This window comes from Pseudomonas sp. stari2 (assembly GCF_040760005.1).
Lineage (GTDB): Bacteria > Pseudomonadota > Gammaproteobacteria > Pseudomonadales > Pseudomonadaceae > Aquipseudomonas.
The window spans coordinates 4006996-4028854 of record NZ_CP099760.1 but is presented as its reverse complement, the minus strand read 5'-3'; the positions used below and the strand labels follow the sequence as shown (position 1 = coordinate 4028854).

At 61.3% G+C, this 21859-nt stretch carries 22 protein-coding genes; 11 read left to right on the top strand and 11 right to left on the bottom strand.

Annotated features, from left to right (window positions below):
* The first annotated feature begins 287 nt into the window (after positions 1-287).
* Positions 288-758 carry a DUF1289 domain-containing protein gene (locus NH234_RS18300; protein ID WP_085711613.1) on the top strand — a complete coding sequence of 157 codons (471 nt, stop codon included), beginning with the start codon at positions 288-290 and terminating at the stop codon, positions 756-758.
* A gap of 46 nt (positions 759-804) precedes the next feature.
* Here the strand turns inward: NH234_RS18300 and NH234_RS18295 are convergent, their stop codons facing one another.
* Positions 805-1668 (bottom strand): universal stress protein, encoded by an 864-nt coding sequence (locus NH234_RS18295; RefSeq protein WP_085711476.1) that lies wholly within the window; start codon positions 1666-1668, stop codon positions 805-807.
* A 158-nt stretch (positions 1669-1826) separates the two neighbouring features.
* Between NH234_RS18295 and NH234_RS18290 the strand changes: the two genes are divergently transcribed.
* The 3 genes from NH234_RS18290 to NH234_RS18280 all read left to right on the top strand — a co-directional run bounded on the left by NH234_RS18290 (position 1827) and on the right by NH234_RS18280 (position 4569).
* On the top strand, positions 1827-2435 hold the full coding sequence (locus NH234_RS18290; RefSeq protein ID WP_011334764.1) for a tRNA isopentenyl-2-thiomethyl-A-37 hydroxylase MiaE: 609 nt from the start codon (positions 1827-1829) through the stop codon (positions 2433-2435).
* A gap of 139 nt (positions 2436-2574) precedes the next feature.
* Entirely contained in the window at positions 2575-3282 is a 708-nt protein-coding gene (locus NH234_RS18285; protein ID WP_085732015.1) for a winged helix-turn-helix domain-containing protein, read from the top strand.
* On the top strand, positions 3283-4569 hold the full coding sequence (locus NH234_RS18280) for an ATP-binding protein (RefSeq protein WP_085732014.1): 1287 nt from the start codon (positions 3283-3285) through the stop codon (positions 4567-4569).
* A 33-nt stretch (positions 4570-4602) separates the two neighbouring features.
* Here NH234_RS18280 and NH234_RS18275 read toward each other — a convergent pair whose 3' ends face one another.
* Both NH234_RS18275 and moaA read right to left on the bottom strand, forming a co-directional pair.
* Complete coding sequence (locus NH234_RS18275; RefSeq protein WP_085732013.1) at positions 4603-5502, bottom strand: bestrophin family protein; 900 nt, start codon at positions 5500-5502, stop codon at positions 4603-4605.
* Between the two features lie 28 nt (positions 5503-5530).
* Positions 5531-6529, bottom strand: coding sequence for a GTP 3',8-cyclase MoaA (gene moaA / locus NH234_RS18270; protein WP_085732012.1), 999 nt, complete (start codon positions 6527-6529; stop codon positions 5531-5533).
* A 356-nt stretch (positions 6530-6885) separates the two neighbouring features.
* On the opposite strand from moaA, the gene NH234_RS18265 reads away from it, so the two are divergent.
* The 4 genes from NH234_RS18265 to NH234_RS18250 all read left to right on the top strand — a co-directional run bounded on the left by NH234_RS18265 (position 6886) and on the right by NH234_RS18250 (position 11907).
* A complete protein-coding gene (locus tag NH234_RS18265; protein WP_085732011.1) occupies positions 6886-9210 on the top strand; it encodes an FdhF/YdeP family oxidoreductase in 2325 nt (774 codons plus the stop codon).
* A 108-nt stretch (positions 9211-9318) separates the two neighbouring features.
* Positions 9319-10734: a cytochrome ubiquinol oxidase subunit I gene (locus NH234_RS18260; protein WP_367253722.1), complete on the top strand. Its 1416-nt coding sequence runs from the start codon at positions 9319-9321 to the stop codon at positions 10732-10734.
* A gap of 17 nt (positions 10735-10751) precedes the next feature.
* Entirely contained in the window at positions 10752-11768 is a 1017-nt protein-coding gene (cydB, locus tag NH234_RS18255; protein ID WP_367253720.1) for a cytochrome d ubiquinol oxidase subunit II, read from the top strand.
* Positions 11755-11907: a DUF2474 domain-containing protein gene (locus NH234_RS18250; RefSeq protein WP_085732009.1), complete on the top strand. Its 153-nt coding sequence runs from the start codon at positions 11755-11757 to the stop codon at positions 11905-11907. Before cydB ends, NH234_RS18250 begins: the two co-directional genes overlap by 14 nt.
* A 65-nt stretch (positions 11908-11972) precedes the next feature.
* On the opposite strand, the gene NH234_RS18245 is transcribed toward NH234_RS18250, so the two are convergent.
* Positions 11973-12824, bottom strand: coding sequence for a CAP domain-containing protein (locus tag NH234_RS18245; protein ID WP_119427316.1), 852 nt, complete (start codon positions 12822-12824; stop codon positions 11973-11975).
* A 201-nt stretch (positions 12825-13025) separates the two neighbouring features.
* Here NH234_RS18245 and NH234_RS18240 point away from each other — a divergent pair, with 201 nt between their 5' ends.
* Entirely contained in the window at positions 13026-13646 is a 621-nt protein-coding gene (locus NH234_RS18240) for a cell wall hydrolase (RefSeq protein ID WP_085732007.1), read from the top strand.
* Here the strand turns inward: NH234_RS18240 and NH234_RS18235 are convergent.
* Positions 13643-14530, bottom strand: a complete 888-nt coding sequence (locus NH234_RS18235) for a LysR family transcriptional regulator (protein WP_085732006.1) — start codon at positions 14528-14530, stop codon at positions 13643-13645. The two genes, NH234_RS18240 and NH234_RS18235, sit on opposite strands and share 4 nt — an antisense overlap.
* Before the next feature lie 103 nt (positions 14531-14633).
* On the opposite strand from NH234_RS18235, the gene NH234_RS18230 reads away from it, so the two are divergent.
* On the top strand, positions 14634-16034 hold the full coding sequence (locus tag NH234_RS18230; RefSeq protein ID WP_367253718.1) for an MFS transporter: 1401 nt from the start codon (positions 14634-14636) through the stop codon (positions 16032-16034).
* Here NH234_RS18230 and NH234_RS18225 read toward each other — a convergent pair.
* From NH234_RS18225 to NH234_RS18210, 4 genes are all read right to left on the bottom strand, one after another.
* Positions 15979-17394 (bottom strand): heavy metal sensor histidine kinase, encoded by a 1416-nt coding sequence (locus NH234_RS18225; protein WP_367253716.1) that lies wholly within the window; start codon positions 17392-17394, stop codon positions 15979-15981. The two genes, NH234_RS18230 and NH234_RS18225, sit on opposite strands and share 56 nt — an antisense overlap.
* The gene (locus NH234_RS18220) at positions 17391-18062 is read right to left on the bottom strand and encodes a heavy metal response regulator transcription factor (RefSeq protein ID WP_367253714.1); all 672 of its coding nucleotides are present in this window, start codon (positions 18060-18062) and stop codon (positions 17391-17393) included. The genes NH234_RS18225 and NH234_RS18220 overlap by 4 nt, the downstream gene beginning before the upstream one ends.
* A gap of 12 nt (positions 18063-18074) precedes the next feature.
* Positions 18075-18332, bottom strand: a complete 258-nt coding sequence (locus tag NH234_RS18215; RefSeq protein ID WP_367253713.1) for a DUF2790 domain-containing protein — start codon at positions 18330-18332, stop codon at positions 18075-18077.
* Between the two features lie 167 nt (positions 18333-18499).
* On the bottom strand, positions 18500-19213 hold the full coding sequence (locus NH234_RS18210; RefSeq protein ID WP_085732001.1) for a murein L,D-transpeptidase catalytic domain family protein: 714 nt from the start codon (positions 19211-19213) through the stop codon (positions 18500-18502).
* A 152-nt stretch (positions 19214-19365) separates the two neighbouring features.
* Here NH234_RS18210 and NH234_RS18205 point away from each other — a divergent pair, with 152 nt between their 5' ends.
* Positions 19366-20970, top strand: a complete 1605-nt coding sequence (locus tag NH234_RS18205; protein WP_367253711.1) for a murein L,D-transpeptidase — start codon at positions 19366-19368, stop codon at positions 20968-20970.
* Positions 20971-20973: 3 nt separating this feature from the next.
* Here the strand turns inward: NH234_RS18205 and NH234_RS18200 are convergent, their stop codons facing one another.
* Both NH234_RS18200 and NH234_RS18195 read right to left on the bottom strand, forming a co-directional pair.
* Entirely contained in the window at positions 20974-21489 is a 516-nt protein-coding gene (locus NH234_RS18200; protein ID WP_085731999.1) for a DoxX family protein, read from the bottom strand.
* A gap of 57 nt (positions 21490-21546) precedes the next feature.
* Entirely contained in the window at positions 21547-21744 is a 198-nt protein-coding gene (locus NH234_RS18195) for a hypothetical protein (protein ID WP_367253709.1), read from the bottom strand.
* Positions 21745-21859 lie beyond the last annotated feature (115 nt).

Sequence of the window (21859 nt, the reverse complement as noted above, 5' to 3'; positions counted from 1 at the left end):
TTTTCCCCGCTGGAAAAACCCATCGCCAACACCGCTCTGAAGGAACGACTGTGCTCGTGACGCTTTGAAAACAGCTTCTAACGGACATTGGCGCCTAAAAAGGCTGGCTGATTCTACGGCAAAAAAAATTTAAAGGTAAGTCGCGCTCTATTGGACTTTGGTTGCGTTGTGCACGGGTGGGGCAAACCTTGATCCAGCCCTTGTCCCTGACGTTTGAGGGGTGATGAATACCGGACAAAGGGCTAACATGCCGACCTGTTCCGCGTTTCAAGTGTTTTGCCCATTCTATGCCCAATCAGACCATCAAGACCCCCTGCGTCGGCCTCTGCTCCACTGTTTACGGTGATCTGGTGTGCCGTGGCTGCAAGCGTTTCCACCACGAAGTGATCCACTGGAACGGTTACAACGAAGAGGAAAAACGTGCGGTATGGCTGCGTCTTGAGCAATTGCTGTCACAAGTGATGGCCAGCAAGGTCGAGGTCTTCGACCCGGCGCGCCTGCGCCAGCAGCTTGAACAGCGCAAGATCCGCTTCGTGCCGCATCAGTCGGAATATTGCTGGGCGTATCAGCTGATCGCGCGAGGCGCGCGGGTGATCATTAATCTGGAAGCCTACGGGATGGTGCTGCTGCCGGAGTTTCGCGACTGGAACCTGCCGGAACTGCGCGATGCCATTGATCGGGAATTTTTCCTGCTGTCGGAAGCGCATTATCAGCGCTACATCGCGCCCGGTTTCCTCAAGGATGCGCTCGGCGAGTGAGCGTTACCTGTGGCGAGTGAGCTCGCCACAGGATGACCCGCGATGCTTAATGCTTCACCGCCAATTCCACCAAATGGTCTTCAACCTCCTGCGGCTTGAGCACCAGCACATCACTTTCCAGCGCATCCAGCACTACTTCGGCGGTATTGCCGATCAATGCCCCTGAAAGCCCGGTTCGCGCCACGGTGCCAATCACCGTCACGGCGGCCTGCAGCTTGTGCGCCATGAACGGAATCAGCACGTCCGCCGGGCCTTCCTCGACATGCAAATGCTCGTCATCGACATCGAATTCAGCCTGGAATGCCCGGCATTGCTCGCGATAGCGTGCCTCGATGGTTTCCTTGAGCTGGAAGGTCGGATCCGCCGCCGAGAGCATCGGTGACGGATGGGCGGTAATCACGTGCAGATGCCCTTTGGCCAGACTGGCGATGTCATAGCCGTGGTCGATGATGGTGGTGTGCAGGTGGCGGTGTTCGCCATCGGCATTACCCACATCGACAGCGGCCAGAATCACTCGGTCCTTCCAGGAGGCGGAGGTTTTCACCAGCAGCACCGGGGTCGGGCAGTGGCGCAGCAGTTTCCAGTCCGCCGGGGTCAGCAGGGCCTTTTTCAGCGAACTGTCGGGGAAATGCTGCTTGATCACCAGCCCGCAGCCTTCGGCCTGCTGCACGTCGATGATGGTTTCGTGCAGGCTCTCGTTCCACGCCTGTTCAGTGGTGACGCTATAGCCGTCCGCCAAAAGCGCGGCCTTGAGCACGCTGAGCATACCGGCGTGATCGTGCTTCTTGTCGCAGACCAGCAGGTGCAAATGGGCCTGGGTCACCCCGGCGATCAGCTTGGCGCGCTTGAGCGCCAGACTTTCCGCGTGTTCGGGTTCGATGACCACCAGAATGCTGCGAATGGCTTGCATGAGTGAGTCTCCAGCAATGAAAAGGCACGGCGTTGCACAACTATAGTTGCTGCGCATCCGTCCGCGACTTGATGCATATCAAGGGCTGGCGCTGGTGGTCTGCGGGCAGGCCGGTATAATCGGCGCCCTTCGCTCGAACACCTTTGACCGTGAGCCCCATGATCCTTCCCGAAATCCACGAATTCCTTGGCTGCCGCACGCCAGACGCCTGGGTGCAGGCCGCGCTGGCCGATCAGGAAACCCTGCTGATCGACCACAAGAACTGCGAGTTCAAGGCCGCCAGCACCGCGTTGAGCCTGATCGCCAAGTACCATTCCCATGTCGATCTGATCAACATGATGTCGCGTCTGGCCCGGGAAGAACTGGTGCACCACGAACAGGTCATGCGCATCATGAAACGGCGCAAGATCGAACTGCGCCAGCTCCACGCCGGCCGTTATGCCTCGAGCCTGCGCAAAGTGGTGCGCAGCCACGAACCGGTAAAACTGGTCGATACCCTGGTGGTCGGCGCCTTCATCGAAGCCCGCAGTTGTGAACGTTTCGAAGCACTGGTGCCGCATCTGGACGAAGAACTCGGTAAGTTCTATTTCGGCCTGCTGAAAAGCGAGGCCCGGCATTTCCAGGGTTACCTGAAACTCGCCTATCAGTACGGCGACGCCAAGGACATTGCCCAGGTGATCGAGAGAGTCCGCGCCGCCGAGCAGGACCTGATCGAATCGCCGGACGAGGAATTCCGTTTCCACAGCGGCGTGCCTGTCGCGGCATGAATTGTTAAAAACTCTTAAGAGTATGAAACATCAACGAAAACCGGCCCAAGTGGCCGGTTTTTGCTGCCCGCGACAAACGTCTCGCCCGCGAATGCCGCCATAATGGCGCCCACTTCACTGAGGGTTGGCGACGGTTGTTATGGATAACCTGGGTTTTGGCAGAGTCCTGCTGGTGGAAGACGATGAGCGCCTGGCCGCGCTGATCGCACACTTTCTCGAACAACATGGCTACGAGGTACGCACTGTGCATCGGGGCGATCTGGCCGTGGCCGCGTTTCTCGAATTCAAGCCCAAAGTCGTGGTGCTCGACCTGATGTTGCCGGGGCAAAGCGGCCTGCATGTATGCCGGGAAGTCCGCAGCGTGTCGGACACGCCGATTGTCATCCTGACGGCCAAGGAAGACGACCTCGACCATATTCTGGGCCTGGAGTCCGGGGCCGACGATTACGTGATCAAACCGATCAAGCCGCCGGTGCTGCTGGCGCGACTGCGTGCCCTGCAACGCCGGCAGGTGCCGGACAGTGGCGTGGTCAGCTCTCTGGAGTTCGGCAATCTGATCATCGATCGCAGTTGCCGCGAAGTGCGTCTGGCGGGCGAACTGATCGAGCTGACCACCATGGAATTCGAATTGCTGTGGCTGCTGGCCAGCGCCGCCGGCAATATCCTGTCGCGCGATGACATTCTCAACCGCATGCGCGGCATCGCTTTCGACGGTCTCAATCGCAGCGTCGACGTGTACATCAGCAAGTTGCGCAACAAACTCAAGGACAATCCCCGCGAACCGGTGTGCATCAAGACCGTGTGGGGCAAGGGCTATCTGTTCAATCCGTTCGCGTGGGAGTTGTAGATGCTGCGGTTATTTCTGGGGCTGTTTCTGGTGATGACAGTCGGGCTGGTGGCGGCACTGCAAACCGTCGAACACACCTTCAACGCGTTGCTCGACAACCAGATGCAGGCCTACAACCGCGAGGCGGTGCGGGGCCAGGCCTGGTCGCTGATCGAGCACATGCGTGACCAGCAAGGTGCGGCGCGCGAGGCGCAACTGGAGGCGCTGCGCCCGCACTACGGGTTGACGCTGAGTCTGGTCGAGGCCGATCAACTGAACCTCAACGATGAGGAAAAAGCCGAACTGGCCCAGGGCCTGCTGGTGATCCGTCACGACTACACCCAGTTCATCAGCAACATCGACGGTGGTTCGCAACTGCTCAGCATCAAGTTGCCGCCCGAGCCGAGCCTGATGCCGTTCTACATCGCTGCGGCCTATCTGATGCTGGCGGTGCTGCTCGGCATCGTCCTGTACTTCTGGGTCCGTCCGCACTGGCGCGATCTGGAAAAACTGCGACTGGCCGCCGAGCGCTTCGGCGACAACGACCTCTCGGTACGGATCCAGCTGTCCAAACGTTCGAACATCCGCGACCTGGCCGGCCACTTCAACCTGATGGCGGCGCGCATCGAAGGCCTGATCGCCAATCAGCGTGAACTGACCAACGCCGTGTCTCATGAACTGCGCACGCCGATTGCCCGGTTGTCGTTCGAACTCGACCAGCTCAAGCAACAGCCGGACGCCAGCCAGAACCGCGAACTGATCGCCGACATGTACGCCGACCTTGGCGAACTGGAAGAAATGGTCTCCGAACTGCTGACTTACGCCAGCCTTGAGCGCGGCGCGACGGTCATCACTCGCGAAAACATTCAGGCCGCCAACTGGCTCGACAGTGTGGTGGGCAGTGTGGCCCTGGAAGCCGAGGCGGCCGGGGTGCAACTGTTGATAGGCGAATGCCGGGTCGAAGAGGTGCGGATCGAGCCTCGCTTCATGGCGCGGGCGGTGATCAATCTGCTGCGCAACGCCATTCGTTATGCTGAACAGCGGGTCGAGGTGTCGCTGGTGCGCATCGGCGATCAGTACGAAGTGCAGGTCAACGACGACGGGCCGGGCGTGCCGCTGGAAGGACGGGAAAAAATCTTCGAACCGTTCTCGCGCCTGGACGCCAGCCGCGACCGCCGCACGGGCGGCTTCGGCCTCGGTCTGGCGCTGGTGCGGCGGGTGTCGCAGTCCCATGGTGGGCAGGTCGAGGTCGGCGATTCACCGTGGGGCGGCGCTTCGTTTCGCATGACCTGGGCGCATCTGGATTGATGACTTTCCTTCCCCAAAGGGGAAGGCAGTCGATTAACTGAGGACGTAGTCCACCGGTTTCAGCGCCGGTGGCAAAGGCTCAGTCCCCAGCTCCGCCAGAATATCCCGCTCGATACCCCGCACCAGCGCATCGGTCGGCAAATCGTTTTCATCCCGGCCGAACGGGTCTTCCAGCTCATCGGCAATCGCATCCAGGCCGAAGAAGGTGTAGCTGACAATCGCCGTGAACAGCGGCGTCAGCCAGCCCAGCGGTTCGGCCATGGCGAACGGCAGCAGGATACAGAACAGGTAAATCGTGCGGTGCAGCAGCAGGGTGTAAGGGAAGGGCAGGGGGGTGTTCTTGATCCGCTCGCACACTGCTTGTGCCTGGGTCAGGCTGGTCAGGTGGTTGGCCAGCAGCATGTAGCGCCATTCGCTGAGATCGCCCGCTTCATGCAGATCGGAACATTGCTGGCCGACGGTTTGCAGGATGCGCCCGCTGTAGTCCGGCACCTGTGCGTCGTGTCGCGGGGTGGTCCACTCGGCGCTGGCGGCGGCTTCGTCTTCCCGGCGCAGTCGCGCATTCAGCGCGTGAGCAAAACCGCACAGGTTGAGCAGCAACAGGCGACGCTGTGCCGATTCGCGGATCACATGGGTTTCGCGAATTACCGAGCGCACATGCACGATCACTTCGCCCCAGGCCTTGCGCGCTTCGTACCAGCGGTCGTAACAGGCGTTGTTGCGAAAGTTCATGAAGATCGACAGCGACAGGCCAAGCAAGGTGAACGGCGTGGCGTTGACCTTGGTGAAGTTGCTCGGGTGGAGCATTTCCACCAGCACGATGGCCGACGCCAGCAGCGTGACCATCAGGGTGCGCAGGGCGATGCGCTTGGCAATCGAACCCTTGAGGGTAAACAGGACGGCGAACTGATTGATCTTGGGCCGGATGATCATGCTTTTTTTGCCTTGAAAACGTGGCGGTTCAGCCGCCGGTCATGTTCATGAAACGCACCACTTGCACGTCGTCGTTCACTTCAAAGTTGTGCCGGTAAGGCTTGAGCTTCATCGCGTCGATGATCGCTTTCTCCAGTCGCTCCGGTTGGCCGGGGTGGGCACGCAGTACCGCTTTCAGATCCATAGAATGTTCGTTACCCAGACACATTAGCAAACGCCCCTCGACCGTCAGCCGCACCCGGTTGCAGGTACCGCAGAAGTTATGGCTGTGGGGCGAGATGAACCCCAGCCGAATGTGCGGCGCTTCTGCCAGCCGCCAGTAGCGCGACGGGCCCTGGGTCGACTCGGCAGAGTCGATCAGCGTGTAGCGCTCGGCGATCCGCTCGCGCACCTGAGTGCTTGAGAAAAACGACTCGGCGCGGCTGTGTTCGCTGATGATGCCCAGCGGCATTTCCTCGATAAAGGAAATGTCCAGATCCCGCTCGATGGCGAACTGCACCAGGTCGTTGATCTCGTGATCGTTGCGGCCCTGCATCACCACGCAGTTGAGTTTAGTGTGGGTAAATCCGGCCTCGCGGGCGGCATCGATGCCGTTGATCACTTGTGCCAGGTCGCCGGTGCGGGTCATCTGCTTGAAGCGTTCGGCATCGAGGCTGTCGAGACTGACGTTGAGGCGTTTGACCCCGGCGTCGAACAGCGGGCCGGCGAGTTTGCCGAGCTGCGAGCCGTTGGTGGTCAGGCACAGTTCGCGCAGGCCGGGCAGGGCAGCAATTTGCTTGCACAACCCGACGACGCCGGGACGAATCAACGGCTCGCCCCCGGTCAGGCGGATCTTGCGGGTGCCCAGCGCAACGAAGCTCTGCGCCAGTTGATAGATCTCCTCCAGCGTCAGCACCCGTTGGCGCGGCAGGAACTGCATGTCTTCGGCCATGCAATACACGCAGCGAAAGTCGCAGCGGTCGGTGACCGACATGCGCAGGTAGTCGACGCGGCGGTTGTAACCATCGATCAAGACGCGCTCTGACATGACAGCCTCGCTTGGGTGAAATCCGCTATTGAAGGGATGGGGTCGGCGCAGGTTATGAGCAACTTATGACAGCGTCCAATCACTATTAATGACCGGCCGATTGATGCTGTCGATGATGAAATAATTATTCGGGTTCTTGCGCTTCTTAGTTTTGCAAGTGCCTGGATTTAAAGGTTTTAAAGCCGTGATAGACGCTTTCGATAACGCAGTCATTAATAGCGATTAGACAAGTTTTTGCAGCGGTTCATATCCTTGGCCCCGTCAAACGAAACGACGGCTTTTGAACTTGAAAGTCAGTCGTCGCTGTTTAAATCCGATCAGGTTTTTGCCTGTGTGCATCGTCATGGAGAAGTCCCATGTCACAAGTCGACCGTTACAAACCCTACAAGGGCGCCGCTGCGGGTTGGGGCGCTGTGATCAGCCTCACCAAGAACTGGCTGGGCAGTGAAAACGCCCTGAAAAACATCCGCGCCATGCTCAAGACCAACCAGAACGGCGGCTTCGACTGCCCCGGTTGCGCCTGGGGTGAAGCACCCGGCGCGAGCATGCTGAAGTTCTGCGAGAACGGCGCCAAAGCGGTGAACTGGGAAGCCACCGGCCGCCTGGTCGATCCGGCGTTCTTCAACAAGTACACGGTGTCGACGCTGGCCGAGCAAAGCGATTACTGGCTTGAATATCAGGGCCGGATCACCCATCCGATGCGTTACGACGCCCGGGTCGATCGCTATGTCGAAACCACTTGGGATGAGGCGTTCGCACTGATCGCCAAGCATCTCAAAGGCCTGAAATCCCCCCACGAGGCCGAGTTCTACACCTCGGGTCGTGCCAGCAACGAAGCGGCGTTTCTCTATCAGTTGTTCGTCCGCGCCTACGGCACCAACAACTTCCCTGACTGCTCGAACATGTGCCACGAAGCCAGTGCGGTGAGCATGGGCGAGAGCCTCGGTGTCGGCAAAGGCACGGTGGTCTATGAAGACTTGCACCACGCCGACGCGATTTTCGTCATCGGTCAGAACCCCGGCACCAACCACCCGCGCATGCTCGAACCGCTGCGTGAAGCGGTGAAGCGCGGCGCGCAAGTGGTGTGCATCAACCCGCTCAAGGAGCGTGGGCTGGAGCGTTTCCAGAACCCGCAAAACCCGATCGAGATGCTGAGTAACGGCTGGGAAGCGACCAATACTGCGTACTTCCGTCCAGCCTTGGGCGGTGACATGGCGATGATTCGCGGCATGGCCAAGTTCCTGCTGGAGTGGGAGCGTGAAGCCCAGGCCACCGGCGGCGAACCGGTGTTCGATCACGCATTCATTGCCGAACACACGTCGGGTCTCGACAGCTATCTGGCCGAAGTCGATGCCACAAGTTGGGAGCACATCGTCGAGCAGTCCGGCGTGCCGTTGCATGACATCGAACTGGCCGCGCGCATGTATGCCCGCGCCAAGAGCGTGATCATGTGCTGGGCCATGGGCCTGACCCAGCACGTGCACTCGGTGCCGACCCTGCAGGAAGTCATCAACCTGCAACTGCTGCGCGGCAACGTTGGCCGTCCGGGTGCCGGGCTGTCACCGGTGCGTGGCCACAGCAACGTGCAGGGCGACCGCACGATGGGCATCAACGAACTGGCGCCGAAAGCGCTGATGGACGCCCTGGAAAAGCGCTTCAACTTCAAGGTCCCGCGCATGCATGGCCACAACACGGTAATGGCAATCGGCGCTATGGAACGTGGCGAAGCCAAGGTGTTTATCGGGTTGGGCGGCAACTTTGCTCAAGCCACGCCGGACACTCCGCGCACCCACGCGGCGATGCGCAAACTCGACCTGACCGTGCACATCTCGACCAAACTCAATCGCAGCCATCTGGTGACCGGGCGCGACGCGCTGATCTTGCCGTGCCTGGGCCGCACCGACATCGACGTACAGGCCGAAGGCCCGCAAGGCGTGACCGTGGAAGATACCTTCAGCATGGTGCATTTGTCGTTCGGCCAGTTGAAACCGAAGTCGGCCCATCTGAAGTCCGAGCCGGCGATCATTGCCGGGATCGCCGCTGCGACCCTGGGCAAACACCCGATCGACTGGGAGTGGGCGGTGGGCGACTACGGGCGCATCCGCAACCTGATTGCCGACGTGATACCGGGCTTCGAGAATTTCAACGAGAAGCTGCTGATCCCCGGGGGGTTCCACCTCGGCAACGACGCCTCCGAGCGTGTCTGGAACACCGAATCCGGTAAAGCCCAGTTCACCCCGTGCGTGCTGCCGGAACATCTGATCAGCGAAGGCGTGCGCAACCTGCCGGTCAAACCGCATCTGATTCTGCAAACCATGCGGTCCCACGATCAGTACAACACCACGCTGTACGGCCTCGACGACCGTTATCGCGGGGTCTACGGCATGCGCGACGTGGTGTTCGCCAACGAGCAGGACATCCGCCGGCTCGGTTTCGAACCGGGGCAGAAGGTCGATCTGGTGGCGCTGTGGGGCGACGAACGTGAGCGTCGGGTCAGCGGTTTCACATTGATCGCCTATGACATTCCAGCGGGTCAGGCTGCCGCGTACTACCCGGAAACCAACCCGCTGGTGCCGCTGGAAAGCTACGGTGATCGCACCTATACACCGACCTCCAAATTCGTGGCGATCCGTCTCGAAGCCGCCGAGGCGAGCAACCTGATCCCGTCGTCGGTCGCGTAGCCGACCCACGCGATCCAACCCTTTTGCATTGACTGGCTGCAGGCGTTCGCGCCTGGCGGTGGCCCGGCCGTGTGTTGCCGCTTTTTCAGCCTTGATGAGGACATCATCATGTTCAACCTGGAGGCACTGGACCTGGCGCGAATTCAATTCGCGTTCACGGTTTCGTTCCACATCATTTTCCCGGCGATCACCATTGGTCTTGCGAGTTTTCTCGCGGTGCTCGAAGGCCTGTGGCTGAAAACCCACAACGACACTTACCGCGATCTCTACCATTTCTGGTCGAAGATCTTCGCCGTCAACTTCGGCATGGGCGTGGTGTCGGGTCTGGTCATGGCGTACCAGTTCGGCACCAACTGGAGCGGGTTTTCCGACTTCGCCGGCAGCATCACCGGGCCGTTGCTGACCTATGAAGTGCTGACCGCGTTCTTCCTTGAGGCGGGGTTCCTTGGGGTGATGCTGTTTGGCTGGAATCGCGTGGGCCGTGGCTTGCACTTCTTTGCCACGGTGATGGTCGCCATCGGTACGCTGATCTCGACCTTCTGGATTCTCGCCTCCAACAGCTGGATGCAGACCCCGCAAGGCTTCGAAATCGTCGACGGCCGGGTGATGCCGCTGGATTGGCTGGCCATTGTTTTCAACCCGTCATTCCCGTTCCGTCTGGCGCACATGGCGATTGCCGCGTTCGTCGCCACGGCGTTCTTCGTCGGCGCTTCGGCGGCTTGGCATTTGCTGCGCGGCAATGACACCCAACCGGTGCGCAAGATGTTTTCCATGGCGCTGTGGATGGCGCTGATCGTCGCGCCGATTCAAGCGGTGGTCGGTGACGCCCATGGCTTGAACACCCTGGAGCATCAACCGGCAAAAATCGCCGCCATCGAAGGCCACTGGGAAAACGCCGACAACGGACCGACCCCGCTGGTGCTGTTCGGCATCCCGGACATGCAGGCGGAGAAAACCAAATACGCCATCGAGATTCCGTACCTCGGCAGCCTGATCCTCACCCACAGCCTCGACAAGCAGATTCCGGCGCTCAAAAGCTTCCCGAAAGAAGACCGGCCGAACTCGACCGTGATTTTCTGGAGCTTCCGCGTGATGGCCGGGCTCGGCATGTTGATGATTCTGGTCGGCATTCTGGGGTTGGCGCTGCGGCGCAATGGCAAGGTCTACCGTCATCGTGGCTTCCAGCGTCTGGTGCTGTTGATGGGGCCGAGCGGTCTGGTCGCGTTGCTGGCGGGTTGGATCACCACCGAAGTCGGGCGTCAGCCGTGGGTGGTGTACGGCCTGATGCGTACCCATGACGCCGCGTCCCATCACTCGGTGGCGCAGATGAGCACTTCGCTGGCGCTGTTCGTTGTCATCTACTGCTCGGTGTTCACCGTTGGCATCGGCTACATGATGAAACTGGTGAGCAAAGGCCCGCAGCCACACCACGAACACCCGCCTGGAGGCACCCAGATACAGACCCCGCGCCGGCCACTCTCGGCGGTTACCGACAACCTCGAATCCGCGACCCGGATCCACTGATAAAGGAGCGTTGAGTCATGGGTATTCAAGGTATCGATCTCTCGTTGATCTGGGGCGTGATCATTGCCTTCGGGGTGATGATGTACGTGATCATGGACGGCTTCGATCTGGGCCTCGGGATCCTGTTCCCGATGATCAGCGACGAGCAGGAACGCGACGTGATGATGAACACCGTCGCACCCGTTTGGGACGGCAACGAAACCTGGTTGGTGCTAGGCGGCGCGGCGCTGTACGGCGCGTTTCCGCTGGCTTACGGAGTGATTCTGGAGGCGTTGTATCTGCCGCTGATCTTCATGCTCGCGGGGCTGATTTTCCGTGGTGTGGCGTTCGAGTTTCGTTTCAAGGCGCCGGCTGAAAAACGTCATCTGTGGGACTGGGCGTTCATTGGCGGCTCGCTGCTGGCGACGTTCTCCCAGGGCGTGGTGATCGGCGCGTATGTGGCCGGGATTCCGGTGGTGGATCGGCAGTTTGCCGGTGGCGGTCTCGACTGGCTGGCACCGTTCCCGCTGGTCTGCGGCGTCGGTCTGGTGATCGCTTACGCCTTGCTGGGCAGCACTTGGCTGCTGGTGAAAACCGAAGGCATGCTCGAGTCGCGGATGCGTCACTACAGCCGTCCGCTGGCCTGGCTGTTGCTGGTGATGGTGGTAGTGATCGGCGTGTGGACGCTGCAACTGCATCCGGAACTGGCCACCCGCTGGTTCAACCATGCGCACCTGACCGTGTTCGCCGGGCTGGTGGTACTGGCGGCAGTGGCGCTGTTCGGGTTGTTGCGCTCGTTGCGTCAGCGACACACCCACTGGCCGTTCGTGTTCACCCTGGTGCTGATGTTCCTGGGTTATATCGGGCTGGCGCTGAGCATCTGGCCGAACATCATTCCGCCGTCGGTCAGCCTGTGGGCGGCGGCATCACCGGCTACCAGCCAGTTGTTCGCCCTGATCGGCGCGCTGTTCATCCTGCCGGTGATCCTGATGTACACCTTCTGGAACTACTACGTGTTCCGCGGCAAAGTGAGGATCGGCGATGGCTACCATTGAGATGCGTGAATTGAAAAGTCGCTGGTACAAACGACTCGGCTGGCTACTACTGATCTGGTCCGGCAGCGTGCTTTCGCTGGCGGTGGTGGCGAGTCTGCTGAAACTGGCGATGTATGCGGCGGGGATGAGGACCCACTGACCCATAAAAAACCGGAGCCTGGCTCCGGTTTTTTGCATCCTTCTGATGGGAGGGTGCCTTGAGAATTATTCCCCGCCAAACATCGCGGTCCAGTAGATGCCGGCGCTGCTCTTCGGATCGACTGCATAGGCCGCGCCCAGTTCGCGGTACTGCGGGTTCATCAGGTTGGCGCAATGGCCGGGGCTGGCGAGCCAGCCGGCAACCACTTTCTGCACGGTGTCCTGCCCGGCAGCAATGTTCTCGCCGACCTGCTGGCCGCTGTAGCCGGCCAGTTCGGCGCGGTCGCCGGGGGTGCCGCCGTTGCGGTCCTTGTGGTCGAAATAGTTGTTGTTGGCCATCTCGCGGCTGTGATCCTGGGCGACACCGCCGAGCACTGCGTTCCACGCCAGTGGCGCCGCCGCGGAGAACGACTGGCCGCCGCACTGGCGCGGCTGGCTGCGGGCGGCGTTGAGTTGCGTCAGCAATTTCTGGCCTTCGGCTTGTCCGTCGCCCAGGCGTGCCGACAGCAGCGGTCGCGCCAGCGTGATGCGCCAGTCACGGTCGGCGCGGCTGACGCCGATATCGACGAACTGCGGGTCCAGCACCACCTGACAGAAACTCTCCTGAATCGCCTTCATCGCCGCAGCCGCATCCCGAGGGCCGTTGAGGGTGATCGCCTGTACATTGACCATCGGGTAACTGGCGCTGGCCATGGCCTGTTGCAGATCGACGACACCACTGGCCGGCAGATGCAGGCGCGGGTCGGCCGACAGCGGCGGCAATTCACTGGACGCCTGCGTGCCGCAGCGCTGCGGCTGGCTGCGGTAGCTGTTGATCGACTCGATCAATTGCGACTCGTCGCTGGCCATGGCCGAAGCGGCCAGCGCCAGGCCCGTGGACAACGCGGCGAATCGCAGAACGGATGGCATGAAGCGCATGGAAATCTCCCTTGGGCTGAGTGCGTCCATGATGCGCGAAACGCCCCGGGGTCGTGCAATGTCTTTTTTCTTCATTGTGTGGTTTTCAGCACGGAACGTTGCGCCGAATTCTGCCGTCTACACTCTGCGAAATCCCCGGAAACCGGGCGTCTCAGCCACGTAACACTTTGCCCGCGACGGGCGCTGCCGGAAGAATCGATCATGAAATTGCACGGGCTGATCTGTTGTCTTGTGTTGACCCTGCTGAGCGGCGCGGTGCTGGCGACGGATCAGGCACCGATCAAGGAAAAGGCCGAAGCGAAAGCCGAGGTACTGGAAGAGAAGGCTGCCGACAAACCCGACGCGCCTCCTGCGCCGAAGTCCGAAGCCATCACCCCGAAAGAGGTGCAAGCCGTCGACCCGGCCGGCACCGCGCCGCTGGACGATCCCATCACCTGTCTGGCTCGCAGTATCTATTGGGAAGCCAAGGGCAAGGACACGGCGGAAATGGAGGCCGTGGCCAGCGTGGTGATGAACCGCCTCGGTCACGACGGTTTTCCGGGCACTGTGTGCGAGGTGGTCAAGCAGGGCTCGGAAACCAAGAGCTGCCAGTTTTCCTGGTGGTGCGACGGCAAGTCCGATCAGGTCAAGGAAGACGCCGAATATGCGCTGGCCAAGGAAATCGCCGGCAAGGCCCTGAACCGTCAGCTCCCCGATCGCACCCACGGCGCTTTGTACTTCCACGATCACAACGTCGACCCGAGCTGGGCGAAGAAGTACACCAAGACCGCCGAGACCGGGAAATTCCTGTTTTATAAACCCAAGGACGGGGAGGCGCGCTAGGCGCAGACTTCCCGCACACAATTGCGCAGCCAGCGGTGCGCCGGGTCGGCGTCCATGCGCGGATGCCAGAGCATCGACACGCTGATGTCCGGCATCCGGAATGGCAGGGCGAAACTGTGCAGACCCGTTCGCAGTTTGCTGGTGTGACGTTCCGGGACGGTGGCGATCAGGTCGGATTCTCGGACCAGCGTCAGCGCCGCGGAAAACCCGCCGAACGAAGTGACGATGTCCCGTGTCAGGCCGAAGGCGAGCAGCGCTTCGTCCACCGGACCGCTGCTGCGCCCGCGACGTGACACCAGAATGTGCTGGCCCGAAGCGAAGCGTTTGGCGCTGACCTTGCCGCTGCTCAATGGATGCCCCTCACGCACCACACCGATCCACTGATCGCGGAACAGGATGCGGCTGTGCAGCGTCGGGTCGGTGCTGTCGTCGACCACGCCGGTTTCCAGATCCACCCGACCTTCGCGCAGCAGCGTGCTGTCCTTGTCGGCCTTTTGTACAAAGCGCAGGCGCACGTCGGGCGCCTCTTCGGCGATGCGGGCGAGCAGCGCGGCGGCAAAGGTTTCGACAAAACCGTCGGTGTTGCGCAGGGTGAACGTGCGCCGCAATTGGCCGGGATCGAGCACTTCTGCCGGGCGCAAAACCGCCTCGGCTTCCTGCACCAGATAACTGACCCGGTCGCGCAGTTCCAGCGCCCGTGGGGTCGGCACCAGTCCGCGACCGGCGCGCACCAGCAGCGGATCCCCGGTGGTTTCGCGCAGACGGGCCAGCGACCGGCTCATGGCTGACGGGCTCAGACGCAGACGCTGAGCGGCGCGAGCGACGCTGCCTTCGCTCAGCAGCACGTCGAGGGTGATCAACAGGTTCAGGTCCGGCGCATTCATGACATGGCGTTCCATGCAGGTATCAAGTGCAAAGCATGCGTCTTGCGCCTTGTGTTGTCGAGGCTCAGGCTATGTCCCATGACTTCTGCCCTGTGAGCCCCCCATGCACCGAGAACCCCTGAGCCCTTCAGCCCGCTGGGCGCTGACCAGTCTGGCGCTGTCGATGCTGATGCCGTCGCTGGACACCAGCATCGCCAACGCCGGACTGCCGACCCTGGCGGCAGCATTCGATGCGACGTTTCAACAAGTGCAGTGGATCGTCCTGGCCTACCTGCTGGCTATCACCACGCTGATTGTCAGCGTCGGGCGGCTGGGTGACGGCTTCGGTCGGCGGCGCTTGCTGTTGATCGGTATCGGTATTTTTACCACCGCATCGCTGGCTTGTGCACTGGCGCCGAGCCTTGCCTGGCTGATCGGAGCGCGAGCGGTGCAAGGCCTGGGCGCGGCGATCATGTTTGCGTTGACCGTGGCACTGGTTGCCGATGCGGTGCCCAAATCCCGGGCCGGCAGCGCGATGGGGTTGCTGGCCACGATGTCGGCCACCGGCACGACCCTCGGGCCTTCGCTCGGTGGACTGTTGATGGCGCATGTCGGCTGGGAGTCGATTTTTGTGATCAACGTGCCGTTGGGGCTGCTCAATGCATGGCTGGTGTATCGCTATCTGTCGAAGGATCGAACCGCACGCTCGCCTGTTGCGTTTGATTATCCTGGCACCGCGGTGCTGATGCTGACGCTGGCGGCCTATGCGCTGGCGATGACGATCGAAGGGTTCACCCAGACGTTGTTGCTGATCAGTCTGTTGGGCGTGGGGTTGTTCATCCTGGTCGAGAGGAAGAGCAAGGCGCCGCTGATTCACTTGTCATTGTTTGCCGACACGCGAATCAGCAGCAGTTTGGCGCTGACCTTGCTGGTCACAACGGTGATGATGACCACGCTGGTGGTCGGGCCGTTTTACCTGAGCCGAGGCTTGGGTCTTTCCAGCACTCAGGTCGGACTGGTGTTGTCGATCGGGCCGTTGTTGGCAGCATTCAGCGGCGTACCGGCGGGGCGTCTGGTGGATCGTTTCGGTGCGCGGCGGATGGTGCCGGGTGCGTTGCTCGGACTGGCCTGCGGTTGCGCTTTGCTGGCGCTGTTGCCGGTGAGCCTCGGACTGCTTGCCTATGTGTTGCCGATAACAGTGGTTGCATTGAGTTATGCGCTGTTCCAGGCCGCCAACAATACCGGGCTGATGGCGGGTGTCGGGCAGGATCAGCGCGGGGTGGTCTCGGCCATGCTCGGGTTGTCACGCAATCTGGGGTTGATCACCGGGGCAGCGGCGATGGGTGCAGTGTTTGCCATGGCCACGGACGACCCGACTCAGGCGTCAGCGGCGGTTATCGCCGGCGGATTGCACATGACCTTCGGCGTTGCTACGGCGCTAATGTTCGCGGCGTTTGCGCTCGGTGCCTTCACACACTTGCGTCTCGCGTCTCCCGTGCAGGAAAGAACAGCTCAAAGCAGGTGATGCCGTCAACGCTGCTGACGCTGTAGCGGCCCTGATGCAATTGCATGATGGTCGCCACGATCGACAGGCCCAGTCCGTTGGACTGGGCCGAACGTTCGCGGGACGGGTCGGCGCGGTAGAAACGTTCGAACAGCCGTGACAGATGCTCCGGGGGAATGGTCTCCCCGTGATTACGCACCCGCAGGTAACTGCCATCCGGTTTGGCAATGGCCTCAACCTGCATCGTCGAATCCGCTGCGCCGTACTTGATCGCGTTGGCGCACAGATTGGCCAGGGCCCGACGCAGCAGCATCGGCTCAGCCCAGATCACGCCGCTGCCACGGGCCTCGATGGTGACGCCGACATCGGCAGCCAGGCCTTCGAAATAATCGGCGATGCGTTGCATCTCGTCGCGGGCGTCCAGTTCCTGACGCTGGCTCAAGGCACTGGCCGGGTCGGTGCGGGCGAGAAACAGCATGTTGTCGAGCATCCGCGCCAGCCGTTCGAGTTCTTCGACGTTGGAGGCGAGCAGCTGTTGATAGGCGTCGACGCTGCGGTGCTGTTGCAGGGCGACCTGGGTTTCTCCGAGCAGGTTGTTGATCGGCGTGCGCAGTTCGTGGGCCATGTCGGTGGAAACCTGACTGAGTTGCGCAACCCCTCGATCGAGCCGGTCCAGCATCGCATTAAAGGCTTCGATCATCGGCTGCAATTCCCGAGGCGTGCCGTGGCGATCGAGACGTTCGCCGAGGTTGGCGATACCGATCCCGTGGGCATGCCGGGCAATCCGCCGCAGCGGCAGCAAGCCGCGATACACCAGCAGGCAGCCGACCAGCGCCAGGACAATCGCCGCCAGTGACGCCAGGCCATACACGCTAAGCCGGTAATTGGTGAGCATCGCCGTGCGTTCGCTCATCACCTTGCCGATCAGCACCTGCAGATTGCCTTGGTCGCCGGAATCGATACTGGCCGCCACCGCCGAGAACGGCACGCCGTTGATGCTCGGCAGATGCTGCACGTCGTTCAGTGCCATTACATGGTCGACCGGCACGGCGGGCACACTCGGTAGTGCCAGTTCGCTGGGGTTGACCACGAACAAGGGCGGTTGCCCCGGCGCACCGATGGTCAACAGCGCTTCGCGATTGCCCAGCATGTTCTGGAACAGCGCCGGTTTGTTCTTGATCAGCTCCAGGGTGTTGCTGTCGTTGAGGATGGTGCGCAACTGATCGATGCGGCTGACCAACTGGATGTCATCGCGGCGGGTCAGTTGCTCCTCCAGCTGGTTGTAAAGCGCCGCGCCCAGGCCTGCCAGTGCAGCAAAGGCGAGCACCGCGAATACCAGCGCCAGACGCAAGGTCAGGGAGTAAGTGCCGGTGACTTTCATGGCTGGGTATCGAAGCGGTAGCCGATACCGCGCACGCTGTGGATCAGCTTGAGCGGGAACGGATCGTCGATCTTCGCCCGCAGGCGGCGCACGGCGACATCGACCACATTGGTGTCGCTGTCGAAATTCATGTCCCACACCTGCGAGGCGATCAGTGAACGCGATAGCACCTGCCCGGTGTGGGTGGCGAACAGTTGCAGCAAGGCAAATTCCTTGTTGGTCAGGGTGACCCGGCTGCCGGCGCGGGTGACCCGGCGCTTGAGCACATCGATCTGCAGATCGGCCACCTGCAACTGTTCTTCTTCATGGATCGGCCCGCGCCGGGTCAGAGTGCGCAGGCGCGCCACCAACTCGGCGAAGGAAAACGGCTTGATCAGGTAGTCGTCGGCGCCCAGCTCCAGGCCTTTGACCCGATCCGCGATGTCGTCGCGGGCGGTGAGGAACAGCACCGGCGTGTCGGCTTCCTTGCGCAGCCGGCGCAGAACCTCCCAGCCATCCATTTTCGGCATCATCACATCCAGCACGATCACGTCGAAGTCGTGCTCCAGCGCCAGGTGCAGACCGTCCGCGCCGTCCCGTGCCAGGCTCACGTTGTAACCCAGTTCCTGCAAGCCGTTGAGCAAGTAATTGCCGGCCTTGGGTTCGTCTTCGACAACAAGGATATTCATGGGCACTGTGCCTCAATGGTCGTTGGTGCAGCCGCTGCCTTGCACTTGATAGTCCAGCACATGTTCGCGGCCCTGGTGGTCGAGGTAGTTGAGTCGTGCGGGAATGACGCCGCAGGCCTGGGAAATATCGGTGCTGGAAAGGACTTTGTCGACATCCAGGTGCACATAGAAGCCGTTGGTGTCGTGAATGACCGTGTTGTCCGGCATTTCGGCGGCGAACACGGTGCCGGTGGAGAGGAGGGCGGTGAAGGCAAGGATCAGGGTTTTCATGATGAGTCACTCGGGTCGGTGAAGTGGATCGGCAGTGGTGCCGGAACAACTTCAGGCTACCGAGCGATCCGCTCGGCAAACCGACAACTCAATGACAAAGTTGTAATGAAACCCTGAAAACACAAATCCCCTGTGAGAGCAGGGGATTGTTTTGACAGCGGCTGTTTTCAACTGCCGTGGGTACTGAGAATGCTCGCAATCTGTTGTGGCTGGCAGTTGAGGTACGGCGAGGACTTCAGCCAGTGCTGGTCCGGGTACCAGGAAAACATGTACTGGCCGTCCTTCAGGCTGTCGATTACGCGTCTGGCGACTTGCGGCCGCACCGCCGGGCAACCCTGGCTGCGGCCCAGCCGGCCCGTACGTTTGCTCCAGAACAGATTCACGTAGTCGGCGGCGTGGATCACAATGGCGCGGTCACGGGCCATGTCATTGACGCCCGGTTCCAGACCGTCCATGCGCAACGAATAACCGTGAGTGCCTTCGTAACTTTCCTGGGTGCGAAACAGTCCAAGGCTGGACTGAAAACTGCCTTCGCGGTTAGAGAACCGGGTGGCGAAGTTGTCCCCGGATTTCGAGCCGTGGGCGACCAGGTCGCGCAGGATCAGTTTTTTCTTCGTCAGGTCGAAGATCCACAGGCGTCGCTCGGTAGACGGTTGCGAATAATCGATGATCGCCAGGTGACGGGACTGCTTCGCGCCGTTGTTGATTGCGCATTGCATGGCGTTCAAGGCACCTTTCAGCGCCTGGGGATTGAGTTCCGGAGCGGCGTGGGCGAGGCTGTTGTAGAGAACCGGCTGCGAGGTGCCGGCGGCAAAAACCTGACTGGTCACCAGCCCGATGGCAGTGGCAGTCAGCAGAAGTCGGCGCAAAAACGTCAACATTTAAAGTGAATCCTCACTGGCTACTTGTTTGGCACTTTGGCTCCTGACGTCCAGTCGTCCCCGGCAGGCCCGCGAATCGGACCTGACTGTATCACCGCACCTGATGTAAGGTTGACCGTCAATCAAGACGGCCATGGATTGGAGTAAAGCAGTTGTTCAAAAAGTACGCATGCTACTTGAGCATTTGTCTGCTCGCTGCGCCGTTTGTCGTTTGTGCCGAAGAGCCGTTGCCGGCGCTCCCGACACTGGCGGCGGAGGTGCCCGTGGAGCCGCAAAGTCCGTTGCAGGCCGTGCTTATCGGTCTACCGCAGGCTTGCCCGGCGATTGCCGCCCGTCTCAGTGGCCCGGCCCTGGAACAGTTGCAGGCGTTCTACCGGCAGCAGGACTGGATGCCGGTGTGGGCAGCGGCGGGGCAATTGCCGGCTTTGCACGCGCAATTGCAGCTGCTGGCCGACGATGGCCTCAATCCGAAACGCTATCCGGTCGCCGACACGGCCCCGCAGGATGGCGAACTGTGCGCCGACATCGACATCAGTCGCAATTACCTGCAAGCCTTGCAAGATCTGCATTACGGTCGTCTGCTGCAGTCGCATTTCGAACCGTTGTGGCATTCCGACGATACGCCCCGCGATCGTCAGGCGGAGCTGCTCGCCATCGCCGTGCCGGGCATGCATGACGTTGCTGCCGCCTTCGATCTGGCGCGCCCGCGCCTGGCGCAATACCAGAACCTGCGTCATCTCTATGCCGCACAACGTCTGCAGGCCTTGCCGCACTGGCAATCGGTGGGCAACGGGCCGTTGCTGCGCCCGGACATGGAAGACAAACGCGTGCCGGAGCTGGCGCGGCGGCTGTACAGCGAAGGTTATCTGAGCAGTGTGGTCGGCACGCCGGACAACGCTTATCACGGTGTTTTGGTCGAAGCCGTGAAAAGCTTCCAGGCCAACCATTCGTTGCAGGCCGACGGTGTGGTCGGGCCGGGGACGATCGCCGAGATGAACATCAGCCCGCTGACCCGTCGCGAGCAACTGCGGGTCAACCTTGAGCGTTTCCGCTGGCTGGCCCAGGACATGGAGCCCGATGGTTTGCTGGTCAACGTTGCCGCCGCCGAGCTGACCCTGTACCAGGGCGGTCAGCCGGTGTGGCAGACCCGTACTCAGGTCGGTCGCGCCGAGCGCCAGACGCCGCTGCTCAAATCCCGGGTCACGCGCCTGACCCTGAACCCGACCTGGACCGTGCCACCGACCATCTGGAAAGAAGACAAGCTGCCGGAAATCCGCAAGGACCAGACCTTCCTCAGCCGTCAGAACCTGCAAGTACTCGACGCCAACGGCCAGCCACTGGCCGCCGCCGACATCGACTGGGACAACCCCGGCAACATCCTTCTGCGTCAGGATGCCGGGCCGCGCAATCCGCTGGGGCAAATGGTCATCCGCTTCCCGAACCCGTTCTCGGTGTACCTGCACGACACGCCGAGTAAGGCGCTGTTCGACAAGGGGCCGCGGGCGTTCAGTTCCGGTTGTGTGCGGGTCGAGCACCCGATGAAGCTGCGCGACTTCCTGCTCAGTCCGGCGGAAATAGCCCGCACCGACACCTTGCTCGCCACCGGCACCACCCATGAGTTTCGCCTGAGCAACCCGGTGCCGATCCTCATGACTTACTGGACGGCACAAGTCGACGGGCAGGGCCGCGTACTTTATGCGCCGGACATCTACAGCCGTGACAGCGCGTTGCTCGCGGGCCTTGACCGGGCGCATTGATCCTCAACGGCTGGCGTGTTTCCAGAAAAAACGCGCCAGCCACGCATCCACGCTCAACTTGCCGGCCCCGGCAAACACCAGCGGCACCAGCGCAGCCAGGTAAATCGCCGGCAGCTTGAAGTTGCCGAAGCCTTTATTGGTGATCGCATAACCCTGGGCCAGTTCGCTCAACGACGACCAGTCTGCCGGCCAGTGCACTGCGGCGGTCGCGACCACGGTCACGACAATCAACGAAATCGCCGAGATCCGTGTGCCGAGTCCGATCAGGATCGCCAGTGCGCAGATCAGCTCGGCCCACATCGACAGCTCCCAGTTCAGCGTCGCCGGCAAGTGATCGAAGGGAAACGGGAAGCGGTCCTGAATGTCTTCGAACCAGTTCTGGCCGTTGAATTTCTCCAATCCCGATTCAAAAAACTCCCAGGCGATGAACAGGCGCAGGGTTAACGGCGCCAGCCACTGGCCGGCACGGTCGAGATTCAGGTGCAGGCCTTTGACGGCCGTCGAGAGAGCAGTGGTCATGGGATGGCTCCGTTCAATCAAGGGAAAACGGGACACCGGCGTGCCCCGTGGAGAGGGTTATTCGCCGGAACCGCACTTGCCTTCGCCGCATTTGCCTTCCGAGGTTTTTTCCGGGGTGTCGGCCTGGGCCTGGCTGTAGCCGTGATCCAGTTGCTTGACGCTGAACGCCTCGGAAGCCGACGCCGCGTTGGACAGGGCCAGGCCACCGGCAAGCAGCAGGCCGAGCGTCAGGGAGGTTTTCGAGAGTTTGGTCATGGTGATTCTCCGATGCGATAAGTGAGTTCAAAGGATTGATCGGGGTTGCCGATCGACAGGTTCATTTGAACGTCGGGCTGTATCGGTGATGTGTCGCGAATGGGGGGATTTGTGC